Genomic DNA, 14,652 nt, shown 5'->3' with positions numbered 1-14,652 from the left:
ACGTTACGTGGCGCCGGATGAGCTGCGCCTATGGGTATCTCTCACGGGAGAACGCGCAGCCCCCACCTGTCCAGCAGCGGGTTGATCAGCATGAAGTAGGTCGTGTAGTCGTCACCGTCGGGCGAGGACATCAACAGACCGACCGCGCTCACGGTGCCGTCCGGGTTCATCACGAAGCCGGGACTGCCGCTGTCGCCGTCCAGGCTGAACACGCTGGCTTCGACGACGTCGCCATCGATGCCTTTGATGGCACCGCAGGTCTCACCAGTCACCGCACCGATCTTGCAGAACGGCATGCCGGGATGAATCTGGGCGCGGCTCAACACATCCCGAACCTGATACCTGCCGCCGACGTCGCCCACCGGCATGCCGACACCCGGCTCGAGGCGGATGATCGCGGCGTCCCGCTTGGTGCCTTCATGTTCGCTGGCCGAGATCTTGCCGAGCGGGGCATCGTTGCCATACGTCCACTCCGCACCGTCGTGTGAGTCGCAGTGCCCGCTGGTCATCAGGTAGTAGCTGCCGTCGGCGCCCTGCGCCGCGAATCCCGCTGTGCACCTACCGGATTCATGATCGACACCCATGCCAGGCACCGGGGGTGGCGATGGCAGAGCCGGGGGCGGTGCTGCGGCAGCGGTTTTCGCCACCGTCGCCGCGGCCACCAACACGGCCCCGACTAGTACCAGCCCCCGCGACCACGGCATGCTCACACCGTCCCCCTCCGCTTATGCCCGGCAGCTAGTAGCAGCGTCGCCCGCCTCGAATGTGCTGGCGTCCAGCCGGTTCCTGGCGTGTGGTTCATCCGGCGTCGACATGGCGAGCCAGGAAGTCCAGGACGGCGCCGGCGAAGATGTCGTTGCGGTCGCCGGCGACCATGTGCCCCGCACCGCGGACATCGGTGAACTCGACCTGCGGGAAACGCGCCAAGAATTCGTCGGCGCGCTCTTGGCTGACGAGGTCGCTCATCTGCCCGCGGACGAGGAGCATCGGCACCCCGCCGCGCAGGATCGCCTCCACGGCCGCGTGCATCCGATCGGGGTCGGTGACCTCGAACGGCGGGAATGCCGCAGTGCCGCTGATGAATTGCGGATCCCAGTGCCAATACCAGCGGTCGCCGCGGCGACGCAGGTTGGCGGTCAGGCCGTCCAGATCGGTCGGTCGCGGACGATGCGGGTTGTACTCGGCGATCGCGTCGGCGACTTCGTCCAGCGAACCAAACCCCGATTCCACCCGCTCGGCCATGAAGGCGTGTATCCGGTTCGCCCCGGACTGGTCCATGTTCGGGACGATGTCGACCAACACGACCGCGCTCGCGATGCCCGGGGACAGCTCGCCCGCGAGCAGCATCGACGTGAAGCCCCCGAGCGAGGCGCCGACCAGCACCGGTCGCGGAGGCAGGGTGCGCAACACCTCTTGGACGTCGCCGGCGAAACTGACAACGCGATAGTCGCCGTCGCCCGACCAGTCCGATTCGCCGTGGCCGCGCAGGTCCACGGTGACGGCCTGCCACCCGCGCGCGGCGACCGCGGCAGCGGCCTTGCCCCACGAACGGCGCGTCTGCCCGCCGCCATGCAAGAACACCACGGCGCGCGCCTGAGGATCCCCGAGGCGATCGGCGACGATCTGAACTCCGCCGGGGCCCCGGATCGTGAACGGTTCAGCTGCCGTGGGCACCAGGTGATACTAAGGTGCCCCCAACCAGCGGCCGCATTCGCTTGACGTCAACAGCGTGCGGCGGCGTCAATTTAGTGGGCGTCGGTCGGTGCCGGCGCCGCGCGGAATCGGACCGAAGCGAAGGAGACGGTATGCATCTCGACGAATACCTGTCGCGGGATGCGACCGCGCTGGCCGAGCTGGTCGAGCGCAAACAGGTCACCCCGGCCGAACTTCTCGCGTTGGCCCGGAAACGGGCGGACTCGGTGAATCCGCGGTTGAACGCCATCGTCCGGCGCCTCGACGACGTCGCCGACGCGCAAGCCGCCGACCCTGGCCTGAGCGGGCCGTTCGCCGGCGTCCCATTCCTGCTCAAAGACCTCGGCCAGGAATACCGCGGCTTTCCCACGTCGTGCGGGTCCCGGTCGCTGGCCAATGACGTCGCCGAACGGCACGCGCTGGTCACGCAACGGTTCCTGGACGCGGGCCTGGTGATCTTCGGGAAGACCAATACGCCCGAATTCGGGGCCAAGGGCGTGACGGAACCCGACTACTGGGGTCCGGCCCGCAACCCGTGGAACACCAAGCACACGCCCGGCGGCTCGTCGCCCGGCTCCGCGGCGGCGGTGGCGGCCGGCATCGTTGCCGCGGCCGGGGCCAACGACGGGGGCGGGTCGATCCGAATCCCCGCCGCCTGCAACGGACTCGTCGGCCTCAAGCCCAGCCGAGGCCTGGCACCCTACGGCCCGCAGACCGGCGAATTGATGTTGGGCATGGCGACCCAGGGGGTGGTGTCGCGCACGGTGCGCGACAGCGCCGCGCTCTATGACGCGATCATCGGGCACCAGCCGGGCGCCGCCTACCGAGTCGCGTTGCCCGACACGCCATTCAGCGAGCTCATCAAGCGCCCTCCGGAGAAGTTGAAAATCGGGTACTCGGCGCGCTCGGCCATCAACTCGCGGCCGAGCCCGGAGGCCGTCGCCGCGGTCGAGAAGACGGCGGTGCTACTGGGCGAATTGGGCCATCAGGTCGAAGAGGTCACGCCGCCTTACGATGACGCCGCGTTGGGCCGTGACTTTCTGACGATCTGGTTCGCGCAGCTTCACCAGCAGGTTGCCGACATCAAGCGGCGAACGGGGGCCCGGGACAGCGACTTCGAGGCCGACACGTTGGCCGTCAGCGAAATCGGCCGATCCGGTGGCGTCCTGGCGGTCATGTCCGCACTGGAAAACAGGAATGACTACATCCAGTCCCTGGCCGAGTTCCACGACGCCCACGACTACTTCCTGACCCCCACCCTGGCCGCCCCGCCCCTGGAGGTGGGCGCCACGGCGACGTCGGCGGTGCTGCAGCGCGCGGCCCGGGTGATCAGCAGGCTGCACGCGGGAAAACTCATGGGGCTCAGCGGAATTCTCGACGACCTCATCCAGGAGAGCCTGGGCTGGGTGCCCTACACGCAGCTGGCCAACCTCACCGGGCGCCCCGCAATCAGTGTCCCGCTGCATTGGACACAGGGCGGGCTTCCGCTGGGTGTGCAATTCGTGGGGGACCTTGGCGCGGACGGCGGCCTCCTGCGGTTGGCCGCCCAACTCGAAGAGGCGAAACCGTGGGCCCACCGGCATCCGGCGATGGCCTCGGATTAGCCCATCCCCCAACGGGTTAGGCGGGAGGATCGGTGTCCTGCGGGCTGTCCTGCGGGCCGCGCTGGCCCCGCCACAGACTGGCGAAACGTCGGGCGATGGCGCCGAGTCGCCCGCCCGCGTGTTGGGAGGCCTTGATCCGGCCGAGGGTCTCCCGGCCTTCGTTCGCGTAGTCCTTGACCGATTCGTCGCCTTCCTCGGCACGCATGTCTGTCCTCCGATCCCGCTGGGTCGCGGTTTGTCATCCCGGGACTTGATGCTCGGGCGGTTCCGATGGCGTCAAGCGCTCCGGCGGTTCTGTCGGCGTGAGCCGTTCGGGCGTTTCTGTCGGTGTGAGGCGCTCCGGCGTCTCGCCTGGCGTCCCCGGCTCCGGTGGCTCCGAGTTACCTGGCCGCTCCGCCGACAATGGCCTGAGGTCCGTATCGCTCATGCTCAGTCCTCCCATCGGCTCAAAACCGCGTACCCGCCGCACCCGGCCGGCCAAACGCTGCCGGTCTCGAACCACGGCCAGCAGGTGCCGAGGGCGGGTCGGCCGCTTACACTTCAGCGGTGGTGGATCTGGCGCAAAAGAGGTCGGCAGTGAAGAAAGTCCCGCTGGGCATCGGAATCGCCGTCGTCGTGTTGCTCGCCGTATTCGCGATACCGATCAAACAACGGTGCGGGGCGCCGGGCTTCCCGTGCGCGTCGACGCTGGATAACAAGGGCAATACCCACTACTACTACGAGGACGAACCGGCGGGTGTCTACCTCGCTGAAATCGTCACCGGCACCAACATCACGCTCTTTTATAAGTCGGGCGAGGACCTGGTCAAGGCCAGATAGCACTGCCGGGAGACAGCATGGGAATCCGCAGGAGCGCCGCGGGGTTGCTCGCGGCGGCAATGCTGACCACAAGCGCGCCGGTGCAGGTAGCGTTCGCCACCGTCGGCAAAGGCCCATGTGGCGCAAATGCGTTGTGCGCCAACGCCCCTGCACCCGACGGGGGTGACCAGGCCGCCGCGGAGCGCGTGATCATCGACGGCTACATCAAGAAGCAAGTCGGATGCACGCCGACCATGCCGCCCAATCCGGTGTCGATCGCCTGGGATCCCCCAGGCTTCACGCCCGGGGTCGGCGGCTCCGGCGTCATTCACGATGCCAACCCGGCGCTGGGCGGCCAGTATCGCGCCGACTACGTCGCCGGTCGATGGCACATCGAGTACCTGTACTGCTGAGTGCGACGGTTTGCTGGCCAGCGCCAGGCGATGGCAGTCCGCTCCGACGTATCCGCGCGGTAACACCTTCGGCTCGATCCGTCTCCCGCTCGAGGCTCCGCGGAGATCATCGCGGCCGCACCCCGGCACCGCCCAACCAAAATATGCAGGTAGAGCCCGCGATCGCGGGTGCGAATCACGCCCGCGGGGCCCGGTGAATGCGCTCTCGATTGGGGCCTTCACAGCTAGCTAACGCATACTTGTCACCATGCTCGAAGCGACATCGCCGCTCACCGCCGTTGCGGGGTTCGGTGATGCGCTGGGTGTGGGCAGAGGTTTGTGATGGCCCGCTCGGGCGGCGCGCATCGCCGCCATCGAGCCGTCCGTCAACCCTCCCGTTTCCGTAAGGGGCTGACGCGCACCGTGGGTGCGCTGGTCTCCGTGGCGGCGGTGGGGCTGACCGGGGCCGGGTACTACGTGGCGCACGGTGCGCTGGGCGGCATCACCGTCTCCAACGCGCTGCAGCCCGACGATCCGCGGTCCAGCGGCGACAACATGAACATCCTGCTGATCGGGCTGGACTCGCGGAAAGATCAGGACGGCAACGACCTGCCCTACTCGATCCTGAAGCATTTGCATGCCGGCGATTCCGACGACGGCGGCTACAACACCAACACGATGATTCTCGTGCACGTCAGCGCCGACAACAGGGTCGTCGCCTTCTCGATCCCGCGCGACGATTGGGTGCCCTTCACGGGGGTCCCGGGCTACAACCACATCAAGATCAAAGAGGCCTATGGGCTGACCAAGCAGTACGTCGCCCAAAAGCTGGCCAACCAGGGGACGAGCAGTCAGAAGGAACTCGAGACCAAGGGCCGTGAAGCGGGCCGGGCGGCGACCCTGCGCGCGGTGCGCAGCCTCACGGGCGTTCCCATCGACTATTTCGCCGAGGTGAATCTGGCCGGTTTCTTCGATCTGGCCCAGACGCTGGGCGGCGTTGAGGTGTGCCTGAACCATGCCGTCTACGACTCGTATTCCGGCGCCGACTTCCCGGCCGGGCGCCAGCGACTGAGCGCCTCGGAGGCGCTGTCGTTCGTCCGGCAGCGTCACGGCCTGGACAACGGCGACCTGGACCGCACCCACCGGCAGCAGGCGTTCATCTCGTCGGTCATGCAGGAGCTGCAGGCCGCGGGCACCTTCACCAACATCGACAAGCTCAAGAACCTGATGGCGGTGGCCCGCAAAGACGTGGTGCTCTCGGCCGGCTGGAACGACGACATGATCCAACGGCTCGGCGGGCTCGCAGGCGGCAACGTCGAATTCCGGACGCTGCCGGTGGTGCGCTACGACAACATCGATGGCCAGGACGTCAACATCGTCGACCCGGCGGCGATCAAGGCCGAGGTGGCGGCGGCGATCGGCAGCGACGCACCGACCACCGCGGCCACCACCACGGCCGTCAAGCCCGATCCGTCGACGGTCGTCGACGTGGTCAACTCCGGCAGCATGAGCGGGCTTGCCACCGAGGTATCGCGTGCGCTGAAAAAGAAGGGCTACACCCCGGGCCAGGTCCGCGACCGTGAGTCCGGCGAGCCGACCACCACATCGATCGAGTACGGCGCCGGTGCGCAGACCGACGCACGCAACGTGGCCAACCTGCTCGGCCTCGACGCGCCCGCTCAGCCCAACCCGAGGGTCCAGCCCGGCCACATCCGGGTGACGGTGGATACGAATTTCTCGATGCCCACGCCGGACGAGACCCAGATGGACAGCACCCAGATGGACGACGCAACGAGCACCAGCAGCACCACGTCCACCAAGGCCAAGTCCTACTACTACAACGGCACCACCACGACCTACCCGACGCCCGATCGGGGGAAGCCGATCGACGGCGGCGGCGTGCCCTGCGTCAACTAGCGTTGATCGCCAGCGCGGCGAAGCCGGGCGCCGCCATCACGCGTGCGTGCCGCCGTCCATGCGGATCTCGGTGCCCGAGATCCAGGCTCCATCATCGGATACCAACATGGCGATCACCCCGGCGACCGCGTCGGGTCCGGCCATTCCCGTGCCGCTGGACTCCGTCGTCGTCGGCAGAACCGGCATCAGCCGCGAAAACAGCGACCAGTCAGCGTCTTTGGGGATGTAGCCGCCGGTGGCGTCGGTGATCCCGGACTTGATGCTGCCCGGGGCAACGCACGCCGCGCGCAGACCCCGCTTGGCGTATTCCAGGGCCAGCGAGTGGGTGAAGGCCTGGATGCCGCCCTTGCTCGCGGCGTACGCGGCCATATAGGGATGGGCGAACGAGGCCGACGTCGAGCTGAAGTTCACGATCGCGCTGCGCGGGTTCGCCAACAACGCGGGTAGCGCCTCCCGGACCACCAGAAAGGTTCCCGTCAGGTTCACACCGACGATCTGGTTCCAGAGCTCGAGGCTGGTCTCGTGGGTATGCGCGGCCCGCAGGATGCCGGCGGCGTTGACCAGCGAGTCAAGCCCACCCAGTTGCTCGACGGCCAGGCGTACCCCGTCGACCACCGAAGCCTCGCTGCCGACGTCCATCGGCAGGGTGGTGAGACGTTCGGCGGTGCCGGCCTGCTGAGCCCGGGCCCGCGTCGTGGCCAAGCCGTCGGACGCCACGTCGGAGGCCGAGACGGCGGCACCCTCGTCGAGCAAGCGCAGCGCGGTGGCCTGACCGATGCCCGACGCGGCACCCGTCACCAGGATCCGCTTGCCCTCGAGTCGCTTCATAGCTTCTCCCGTTCAGTAGGCGCGGCGACGGGTCAGGGTGCCACCACCCCGCGCAGCGCATCCTCGCCGTACATCTGCACCATCATCGAGGAATAGTCCGGGCCGCGGCGCAGAATGTGTCCACCGTCGACGTTGATGCACTGGCCGGTGATCCACGCCGCCGCGTCGCTGAGCAGGAACATCGCCAGGTTGGCGACGTCTTCGACCTCGCCGACCCGCGGCAGCGGTGTGCACAGCGCGTAGTCGCCGCTGATCTCCGGCGACTGGATCACGCTGGCGTCGACCAGGTCGGTGCGGATCAGGCCCGGGCGGATGCTGTTGACCCGCACCCATGACGGGCCGAGTTCGTCGGCGGCCAGCATCATCATGTGGTCGATCGCCGACTTGGTGACCCCGTACGGCCCGAACCACCGGTGGGTGTTGCTGGCCGCGATCGACGAGATCCCGATGAACGAGCCGCCACCGCCGCGCACAAGCTCGCGCCCCACGTGCTTGAGCACGTACATGGTGCCATTGACGTTGAGGTCGACGGTGTTTCGCCACGCCTCCGAGTCGATATGGGTGATCGGTCCCACCGTCAGCGACCCGCCCGCGCAATGCACAGCGCCGTGCAGCCGGCCGTGCCACGCCGTCGCGGCGTCGACCGCGCGGACCACCTCGTCCTCGTTCGTGACGTCGGTGGGCTCATAGCGAATGGAGCCGTTGCCGGGCAGGGCTTCGATCTCCTTGACCGCCTCCGCGAGTCGATCGGCGTTGCGGCCGACGATCATGACCGAGGCGCCGGCCGCGACCAGCCCGGCGGCCACGCCCTTGCCGATTCCGCTACCGCCTCCGGTGATCAGATATGTCCGGTCTTGGAAAGAAAGCTGCACGCAAGCCGCCTCTCAACTGAAACAGGTTCTAGTCATCGAACCATGCGTCGATTCCGGTGGCGACGACTCCCCCGGGCATGCGACGAGAGCACGCCCGGCTACGGGGTGTCGCGACGCGCCAGCTTGGTCGGCTTGGCGTTGCGCCAGTCCTCGACGTCGGGCGGCAGGCCGATGGGGTACCTGTTCTCGTTGTGCGCCGCCCAGTGCGCGTGGCCGAGCTCGTGGATGTGGAACGCATGCCGCAGCGCTTCGGTGAAACCCATCGCGTCGGAGGCGGCGTTGACCGAATCTTTGATCAGCATGGCCGCCATGGTGGGCCGCTCCGCGATGCGCCGCGCGAATTCCAGTGTCTTGTCGGCTAATTCGTCGACCGGGAACACCTTGGACACCATGCCAAGCCGGTAGGCCTCGTCGGCGTCGAGCGCATCACCGGTCAGCAGCAGTTCTTTGGCCTTGCGCGGACCGAATTCCCAAGGGTGGGCATAATATTCGACACCCGGCATACCCATCCGCACGCCGACCACGTCGCTGAACTTCGCGTTGTCCGCGGCGACGATCAGATCGCACGCCCAGATCAGCATCAGCCCGGCCGAGATCGCGTTGCCCTGGACCTGGGCGATCGTGATCTTGCGCAGATCGCGCCAGCGGCAAGTGTTTTGGAAGAAGTAGTGCCACTCCTGTAGATAGGTCTTTTCCGCGACCGGATCCCGGGTGGCGCCGTTGATCCGAAAGCTCGGATGCTGTCCCGCACCGGGCGCCCGCTCGGCGAGCGCCAACTCCGAGCCCAGGTCGTGGCCGGCGGAGAAGTTTTTGCCGCGGGCGGCCAGGATGACCACCCGGACGGTGTCATCGGCCTCGGCGCGCAGGAACGCCTCGTCGAGCTGAACCAGCAGGCCGCGGTTCTGCGCGTTGTGAGCGTCGGCCCGGTTGAGCCAGATGCGCGCGATGCTGCCCTCGTCGAGGGTCTCGTAGGTCACCAGCTCCTCGGCGTCGGCGTTGCCCGCCTGAGCGCCGGCTTGCTCTGAGAGAGTCATTGGCCCACCTCGGTCGTTGTCAGCTCGAACTGTTTACACATTACGGCCAGTATGTAACCGGCCCCGCGGTGGGGGGACGGGCTGCGAGCCCCCTCCGGCCGCGCGCCCCGTGGTCGTGATGGCCGGTCGTGTCTTCGCGAGCGGCGCGGCGAATCCCTGCAAACCCGCCATAAACGCGCCCGACGCCCGTTAGCTGGTGAGACGGGCTGCGGCCGATCACGCGCGTCGCCTACAGTTAAGTCATGCCTACGAAATCTGATCCTGGCGAAATCGGCGACGTCGAGCCGGTGGCGGACAGCACTGCGAGCCAGGCCAGGCGGGTCGTCGCGGCGTACGCCACGGATGCCGACGAATGCCGGGTTTTCCTGTCCATGCTGGGTATCGGGCCGGCGAAACTCGACACGTAAATGGCTTCCGGGGGACGTCGAAGCGCGAAGGCGGCCAAATTCGGGAATTCCGACTTCGTCGTCGTTGCCAACCGGCTGCCGGTCGATCGGGAGGTGCTTCCTGACGGCACCACGGCGTGGAGGCGCAGCCCGGGGGGACTGGTCACGGCCTTGGAGCCGTTGCTGCGCCGCCGGCGCGGGGCATGGGTCGGCTGGCCGGGCGTCGTCGACGAGGACGTCGAGCACGAGGACGACCCCATCGTCCAGGAGGACCTGGAGCTTCGGCCGGTCAAGCTGAGCGCGGACGACGTCGCCGAATACTACGAGGGTTTCTCGAACGCCACACTGTGGCCGCTGTATCACGACGTCATCGTCAAGCCGATCTACCACCGCGAATGGTGGGAGCGCTACGTCGTCGTCAACCGCCGCTTCGCCGAGGCCACCTCACGGGTCGCCGCGCGCGGCGCGACCGTGTGGGTCCAGGACTATCAGCTACAGCTGGTGCCGAAGATGCTGCGGGAACTGCGGCCCGACCTGACCATCGGCTTCTTCTTGCACATCCCCTTCCCGCCGGTGGAGCTGTTCATGCAGATGCCGTGGCGCACCGAGATCATCGAGGGCCTGCTCGGTGCCGATCTGGTCGGTTTCCATCTGGCCGGCGGCGCGCAGAATTTCTTGTTCCTTTCCCGGCGGTTGATCGGCGCCAACACGTCGCGCGGCGCGGTCGGGGTGCGGTCGCGGTACGGCGAGGTGGACCTGGGCTCCCGCGTCGTTCGGGTGGGCGCCTTCCCCATCTCCATCGACTCCAGTGCGCTCGACCGGACGGCCCGCCGCCGCGATATCAGGCGCCGCGCCAAGGAGATTCGGGCCGAGCTCGGCAACCCCCGCAAGGTGCTGCTCGGCGTCGACCGGCTCGACTACACCAAGGGCATCGATGTTCGGCTCAAGGCCTTTTCGGAGCTGCTCGCGGAGGGCCGCGCCAAGCGCGACGACACGGTGCTGATCCAACTGGCGACGCCGAGTCGCGAACGGGTGGACAGCTACCAGCACCTGCGCAACGACATCGAACGCCAGGTCGGCCACATCAACGGCGAATACGGCGAAGTCGGGCATCCGATGGTGCACTACCTGCACCGACCGGTCCCCCGCGACGAACTCATCGCGTTCTTCGTGGCCGCCGACGTCATGCTGGTCACCCCGCTGCGCGACGGGATGAACCTGGTCGCCAAGGAGTACGTCGCCTGCCGCAGCGATCTCGGCGGTGCGCTGGTCCTGTCCGAATTCACCGGTGCCGCCGCCGAATTACGCCAGGCGTATCTGGTCAACCCACACGACCTCGAAGGGGTCAAGGACGCGATCGAGGACGCGCTCAACCAGACCGTCGAGGAAGGACGGCGGCGCATGCGGTCACTGCGCCGCCAGGTGCTCGCCCACGACGTCGACCGCTGGGCGCGGTCATTCCTCGATGCGCTCGCCGAGGCGCGGCCCCACGATGCCGATTAGCCCGGATGCGCCGGAAACCCATGGTGTTGGCGCGCCAACGCTGTGATACTCGGGTGCAGCGTCGCACGCGAAGGAGAATGAGTCACATGAAGCTCCGTCACGGACTGGCCGCGGGTGCCGCCGTCTTCACGGCCGTCGCAACGGGAATCGCGTTGCAATCCGGCGAACCGGCCAAAGCGCTGGGGCCGCCGGCGGACGGCACCTACGCTTACAACGAGGCCGGAGTTTCCGGGGTCACCTGGACCATTTCCGCGCTCTGTGACCAGCCGTCCGGGACGCGCAACATGAACGACTATTCCGACCCGATCGTCTTCGCGATGAACTGCGCGCTGAACATCGTGAGTTCGACGTCTGAGCAGATCAGCGCGGCCGACAAGCTGCAGAACTTCAGCGGCCGGGCGCGCATGTCCAGCATGCTGTGGACGTTCAAGGTTCAAAAGGACAACGGCGTGGCCTGTCCGGGCGGAGGCACCGCGCCGTCCACCGAAACCTTCGCGTTCAGCGACGAAACGATGAGCGGCACCCACACCACGATGCACGGGGCGGTGTGCGGGATGCAGCCGGAGATGAAGAAGCAACCGTTCTCGCTGGCGATGACCGGGCCGCCACCCAGCCCCGTAGAGCGTTACCCGTTGTACTGCAACGGCATTGCGATGTGCTACTGAGCTCGATCGATCAGCGGCTGGCTAGATCGGCGTGATGTAGGCGATCAACCACTGCTTGCCGATCTTTTTGAAATCGACCCGTAACCGGCTGCCGTCATACAACGGCTGACGCGACTTATCGGTGACCGTCCGGTTCATGTAGACCATCACTGACGCGGAATTCCGTTGGGCGGACATGACTCCCACGCCCACGACGTTGGCCTGCACTACCACTTCGCGCTTCTTGGCCTCGGGAATGATCTGCGTGTTGGCGCTCTTCTGGAACTCCGCGCGATAGTCGGGGGTCAACAGCGGGTACGCGGCCGCGAGGCTACGTTCGACGGTTTGGTAGTCGTAGGCGAAGACCTCGGGAATTTCCTTGGCCGCCAAGGTGGGCAACACCGCACGCGCCGCCTGCTCACCGCGAACCTCGACCCGACTCCAGTACATCCAGCCGGCCACCGCGGACAACCCGACGAACGCCACGGCCAGAAGGTAACCCGCGACGATGAGCAGCCAACGCCACCATCGCATCAATTGCCCCCGTCGGGATACTTCAGGTCGTAGCCACTCATCCGCCCCGACTCGTCTTCGTGCACGATGACGCGCAACCGGTAGGGCATAGACGGCTTGTTGACCCCATCCATGTCGGCGACCGTGACGCGAACCGAGACCAACACGGATGCGTTATCGGTAACGGCGTCAACGCCTTCCAATGCGGCGCCGTTGATAACCGCCTCGGACGTCGCATTGGTGGAGCGAAAGATGGCCTTGAGGTTCTCGGCGTTGTTATTGGCGCCGAGCATGCCCCGCAGCGGTCCGCTGGTCCCGTTGACGAACCGGTTGACGCTCTCGTCGATGTTGTCCTGCTTGTAGCTGAACATGTTGACCACCGTCTGCGTCGCGGTGTCGACGAAACGTTGGTCGCGGGCCTGCGCGGCGGTGGCCTGGCGGTGCTGGACGATCAAGATCGCCGCGCATCCGGCCAACGCCCCCACCGCCAGCAGTGCCGCCGCGAACGAGATCCACGCCACCAGGGCGCGGTGCGGCTGGCGCCGCGGTGGCGGCTTGATGGACTTGAGTGTCTTGACGGGTTTCGCCGGCTGCTTCGGCGCGGCCGGAACCTCGGTCTGGACCGTGACGTCTTGGGTCGACTCACTCTTGGCGGGACCCGCCGCGCGCGAGGCTTTACGACGAGCGCGCGGCTTGGTTGTTTGTTCGTCTGCCACGGCAGGATCCGCTACACGGTCCATTACAGAGGCCTTGGATCAAGCATGAGGTCCACCCAGTTCTCGGCGCCGGAGGTTCCGGTGGCGCCGGCCGCGAAGATACCAGTGCCACCGGCCGGATCGATAAACGCGCCGGTCTTTTCGTCATAGGTGGCGTAAGCGGGCCCGCTGGCCTGCGGCTGCCCTCCGGGCGGCGGCCCCCACGGTTTCTCCGGTCCCGGGCCCGCCGGCGGCGGGTTGATCCCCAGCGGCGGCGCCGGCGGGGGCAACCACTTCGGGTACGGAAGCTGCGGCGGCACGGGGGGTACGCCGGGTGGTTGCCACGACGTGAACGGCGGCGGCGGCCCATTGTCGTTGGGCGGCGGCGGATCGTAGGCCGGCTGCTTGTTGGGCAGCGGCCCCGGCCCGGGCACCACACCCGGAGGCGGCGGCCCGACGATCGGTGTTCCTGGATCGGGTTCGGCATCCGGCGGGATATACGGGAAGTGATTGGGCGGCAACACGTTCAGCCCGTTGGTCACCGGGGTGTCGTAGGGCACCGGTGGGCCGCGCCACGGGTTGCGACCCACCGGCACGTAGCCCTTCGGGTCGCGACAGAGCTGAATCGTGGGGGCGCGTTTTCCGGGGAACTCCTGGCACGGGTAGTTGCGGGCGCCACGCACGGTGCTGGGATCGTTCTGGGCGGTCTTGCAGTACATGTCCCTCGGAAGCTCGCGCACCGTTTCATCGGCCGGAGTGCGCATCAACGGCGGGGGCAGGAAGCCGACGGCGCACGGCGGCGGGTCGTTGAGGTCGAGCTTGAAGTCCAGCTTGGCGCCTTCGTCTTGCGGTCCGCCGCCCGCGGCGGTGGTGATCGCGGCGAACAGCGCCGGCAAGACCACCAGCAGCTGCTCGATCGACTTGTGGTAGATCACCCCCACCCGGCCCAGGTTGGCCAGGCTGGCGGCCAGCGCCGGGAAGGAGGGACGGATGCCGGAGAACGCGGTGCTGGCCTCGTCGGTGGCACCCGGCGCCGTGGCCAGGGTGTCGCGGAGCTGGGGGTCGGCCTGACGGACCTCGGAGGTGAACCGCGCCAACCCATCCGACAGCGATTTGATGTCGCCACCGGCGCGGATCTGGGCCTGCAGGAACGGTCCGGCCTGATCGATCAATTGCGAGACTTGCGGATAGTTGACATTGGCCTCGTCCACCAGCAGCCGGGCCGACTCGAAGAGCCGGGCGAGCTCGGGGCCCGAACCGTTGGCCGCAATGAACGTCTCGTGCAACAGCTCACGCAACCGGGTGTCACCCAGGCTGTTGACCAGCGTCTCCGCCCGCTTCAACAGGTTGGCGACTTCCTGGCCGATCCGGGTGTTCTGCCGCTCGATGCGAAATCCGTTGGTCAACTTGCTCGATGCCGGTGAGCCCGGGGGCACCAGATCGATGTACTGCTCGCCGACCGCCGACACACTCTTGACCGTGGCGGTGACGTTGGACGGGATGGCAGTCTCGCTGTTCAGCCGCATCTGGGCGATGACTCCGTTGGGGCTCAGGCCCACCGACTCGACACGGCCGACGGCAACGCCGCGGTAGGTGACGTTGGCGTTCTTATACAGGCCACCACCCGCGACGAAATCGGCGCTCACGTTATAGGTTCCGATGCCGAACGTCGCGGGCAGCCGCAGGTAGAAGATCGCCATCACGGTCAAGGTGATCGCCGTGATCACGGCGAAGATCGCCAGCTGGATTTTGGTCAGTCTGTCATGCATCTGCG

General features: G+C 67.2%; 16 protein-coding genes. 7 read left to right on the top strand and 9 right to left on the bottom strand.

Annotation, left to right across the window (positions count from 1 at the left end):
• Window positions 1-41 precede the first annotated feature (41 nt).
• Both A5775_RS14280 and A5775_RS14275 read right to left on the bottom strand, forming a co-directional pair.
• On the bottom strand, window positions 42-704 hold the full coding sequence (locus A5775_RS14280) for a S1 family peptidase (protein ID WP_369827874.1): 663 nt from the start codon (window positions 702-704) through the stop codon (window positions 42-44).
• Window positions 705-798: 94 nt separating this feature from the next.
• The gene (locus A5775_RS14275) at window positions 799-1,674 is read right to left on the bottom strand and encodes an alpha/beta fold hydrolase (protein ID WP_197512575.1); all 876 of its coding nucleotides are present in this window, start codon (window positions 1,672-1,674) and stop codon (window positions 799-801) included.
• 131 nt (window positions 1,675-1,805) lie between these two features.
• On the opposite strand from A5775_RS14275, the gene A5775_RS14270 reads away from it, so the two are divergent.
• On the top strand, window positions 1,806-3,296 hold the full coding sequence (locus A5775_RS14270; protein WP_067253217.1) for an amidase: 1,491 nt from the start codon (window positions 1,806-1,808) through the stop codon (window positions 3,294-3,296).
• A gap of 16 nt (window positions 3,297-3,312) precedes the next feature.
• Here A5775_RS14270 and A5775_RS14265 read toward each other — a convergent pair whose 3' ends face one another.
• Window positions 3,313-3,501 (bottom strand): hypothetical protein, encoded by a 189-nt coding sequence (locus A5775_RS14265; protein WP_067253216.1) that lies wholly within the window; start codon window positions 3,499-3,501, stop codon window positions 3,313-3,315.
• 371 nt (window positions 3,502-3,872) lie between these two features.
• Between A5775_RS14265 and A5775_RS14260 the strand changes: the two genes are divergently transcribed.
• From A5775_RS14260 to A5775_RS14250, 3 genes are all read left to right on the top strand, one after another.
• Window positions 3,873-4,115: a hypothetical protein gene (locus A5775_RS14260; RefSeq protein ID WP_067253214.1), complete on the top strand. Its 243-nt coding sequence runs from the start codon at window positions 3,873-3,875 to the stop codon at window positions 4,113-4,115.
• Between the two features lie 17 nt (window positions 4,116-4,132).
• Window positions 4,133-4,507 carry an integrase gene (locus A5775_RS14255; protein ID WP_067253212.1) on the top strand — a complete coding sequence of 125 codons (375 nt, stop codon included), beginning with the start codon at window positions 4,133-4,135 and terminating at the stop codon, window positions 4,505-4,507.
• Between the two features lie 321 nt (window positions 4,508-4,828).
• The gene (locus A5775_RS14250; protein WP_156660698.1) at window positions 4,829-6,403 is read left to right on the top strand and encodes an LCP family protein; all 1,575 of its coding nucleotides are present in this window, start codon (window positions 4,829-4,831) and stop codon (window positions 6,401-6,403) included.
• A gap of 36 nt (window positions 6,404-6,439) precedes the next feature.
• Here the strand turns inward: A5775_RS14250 and A5775_RS14245 are convergent, their stop codons facing one another.
• The 3 genes from A5775_RS14245 to A5775_RS14235 form a co-directional block, all read right to left on the bottom strand.
• A complete protein-coding gene (locus A5775_RS14245) occupies window positions 6,440-7,231 on the bottom strand; it encodes an SDR family NAD(P)-dependent oxidoreductase (protein ID WP_067253209.1) in 792 nt (263 codons plus the stop codon).
• Window positions 7,232-7,263: 32 nt separating this feature from the next.
• On the bottom strand, window positions 7,264-8,103 hold the full coding sequence (locus A5775_RS14240) for an SDR family oxidoreductase (RefSeq protein WP_067253207.1): 840 nt from the start codon (window positions 8,101-8,103) through the stop codon (window positions 7,264-7,266).
• A 98-nt stretch (window positions 8,104-8,201) separates the two neighbouring features.
• Window positions 8,202-9,137: an enoyl-CoA hydratase gene (locus A5775_RS14235; protein WP_067253204.1), complete on the bottom strand. Its 936-nt coding sequence runs from the start codon at window positions 9,135-9,137 to the stop codon at window positions 8,202-8,204.
• 242 nt (window positions 9,138-9,379) lie between these two features.
• Here A5775_RS14235 and A5775_RS25435 point away from each other — a divergent pair, with 242 nt between their 5' ends.
• The 3 genes from A5775_RS25435 (at window position 9,380) to A5775_RS14225 (ending at window position 11,691) form a co-directional block, all read left to right on the top strand.
• Window positions 9,380-9,544 carry a hypothetical protein gene (locus A5775_RS25435; protein WP_156660697.1) on the top strand — a complete coding sequence of 55 codons (165 nt, stop codon included), beginning with the start codon at window positions 9,380-9,382 and terminating at the stop codon, window positions 9,542-9,544.
• A complete protein-coding gene (locus A5775_RS14230) occupies window positions 9,545-11,026 on the top strand; it encodes a trehalose-6-phosphate synthase (protein WP_067253202.1) in 1,482 nt (493 codons plus the stop codon). It abuts the gene before it with no gap.
• Between the two features lie 86 nt (window positions 11,027-11,112).
• Window positions 11,113-11,691, top strand: coding sequence for a hypothetical protein (locus tag A5775_RS14225; RefSeq protein ID WP_067253200.1), 579 nt, complete (start codon window positions 11,113-11,115; stop codon window positions 11,689-11,691).
• Between the two features lie 21 nt (window positions 11,692-11,712).
• Here A5775_RS14225 and A5775_RS14220 read toward each other — a convergent pair whose 3' ends face one another.
• From A5775_RS14220 to A5775_RS14210, 3 genes are read right to left on the bottom strand one after another with little or no spacing between them, the layout of a single operon-like run.
• Window positions 11,713-12,204: a mammalian cell entry protein gene (locus A5775_RS14220; protein WP_067253198.1), complete on the bottom strand. Its 492-nt coding sequence runs from the start codon at window positions 12,202-12,204 to the stop codon at window positions 11,713-11,715.
• The gene (locus A5775_RS14215) at window positions 12,204-12,923 is read right to left on the bottom strand and encodes a mammalian cell entry protein (protein ID WP_067253196.1); all 720 of its coding nucleotides are present in this window, start codon (window positions 12,921-12,923) and stop codon (window positions 12,204-12,206) included. The genes A5775_RS14220 and A5775_RS14215 overlap by 1 nt, the downstream gene beginning before the upstream one ends.
• Window positions 12,923-14,647: a virulence factor Mce family protein gene (locus A5775_RS14210; RefSeq protein WP_067253194.1), complete on the bottom strand. Its 1,725-nt coding sequence runs from the start codon at window positions 14,645-14,647 to the stop codon at window positions 12,923-12,925. The genes A5775_RS14215 and A5775_RS14210 overlap by 1 nt, the downstream gene beginning before the upstream one ends.
• Window positions 14,648-14,652 lie beyond the last annotated feature (5 nt).

It is taken from the genome of Mycobacterium sp. 852002-10029_SCH5224772, assembly GCF_001667315.1.
Taxonomy (GTDB): Bacteria; Actinomycetota; Actinomycetes; order Mycobacteriales; family Mycobacteriaceae; genus Mycobacterium.
Note: the sequence above shows the minus strand (reverse complement) of the source record. Positions and strands in the feature narration are given on the sequence as shown.

What these genes read in the sequence shown, in the direction of transcription:
- A5775_RS14255 (WP_067253212.1), top strand. Translation starts at nt 4,133, where the DNA reads ATGGGAATCCGCAGGAGCGCCGCGGGGTTGCTCGCGGCGGCAATGCTG.
- A5775_RS14215 (WP_067253196.1), bottom strand. Translation starts at nt 12,923, where the DNA reads ATGGACCGTGTAGCGGATCCTGCCGTGGCAGACGAACAAACAACCAAG.
- A5775_RS25435 (WP_156660697.1), top strand. Translation starts at nt 9,380, where the DNA reads ATGCCTACGAAATCTGATCCTGGCGAAATCGGCGACGTCGAGCCGGTG.
- A5775_RS14210 (WP_067253194.1), bottom strand. Translation starts at nt 14,647, where the DNA reads ATGCATGACAGACTGACCAAAATCCAGCTGGCGATCTTCGCCGTGATC.
- A5775_RS14280 (WP_369827874.1), bottom strand. Translation starts at nt 704, where the DNA reads ATGCCGTGGTCGCGGGGGCTGGTACTAGTCGGGGCCGTGTTGGTGGCC.
- A5775_RS14225 (WP_067253200.1), top strand. Translation starts at nt 11,113, where the DNA reads ATGAAGCTCCGTCACGGACTGGCCGCGGGTGCCGCCGTCTTCACGGCC.
- A5775_RS14230 (WP_067253202.1), top strand. Translation starts at nt 9,545, where the DNA reads ATGGCTTCCGGGGGACGTCGAAGCGCGAAGGCGGCCAAATTCGGGAAT.
- A5775_RS14265 (WP_067253216.1), bottom strand. Translation starts at nt 3,501, where the DNA reads ATGCGTGCCGAGGAAGGCGACGAATCGGTCAAGGACTACGCGAACGAA.
- A5775_RS14220 (WP_067253198.1), bottom strand. Translation starts at nt 12,204, where the DNA reads ATGCGATGGTGGCGTTGGCTGCTCATCGTCGCGGGTTACCTTCTGGCC.
- A5775_RS14250 (WP_156660698.1), top strand. Translation starts at nt 4,829, where the DNA reads ATGGCCCGCTCGGGCGGCGCGCATCGCCGCCATCGAGCCGTCCGTCAA.
- A5775_RS14270 (WP_067253217.1), top strand. Translation starts at nt 1,806, where the DNA reads ATGCATCTCGACGAATACCTGTCGCGGGATGCGACCGCGCTGGCCGAG.
- A5775_RS14245 (WP_067253209.1), bottom strand. Translation starts at nt 7,231, where the DNA reads ATGAAGCGACTCGAGGGCAAGCGGATCCTGGTGACGGGTGCCGCGTCG.
- A5775_RS14235 (WP_067253204.1), bottom strand. Translation starts at nt 9,137, where the DNA reads ATGACTCTCTCAGAGCAAGCCGGCGCTCAGGCGGGCAACGCCGACGCC.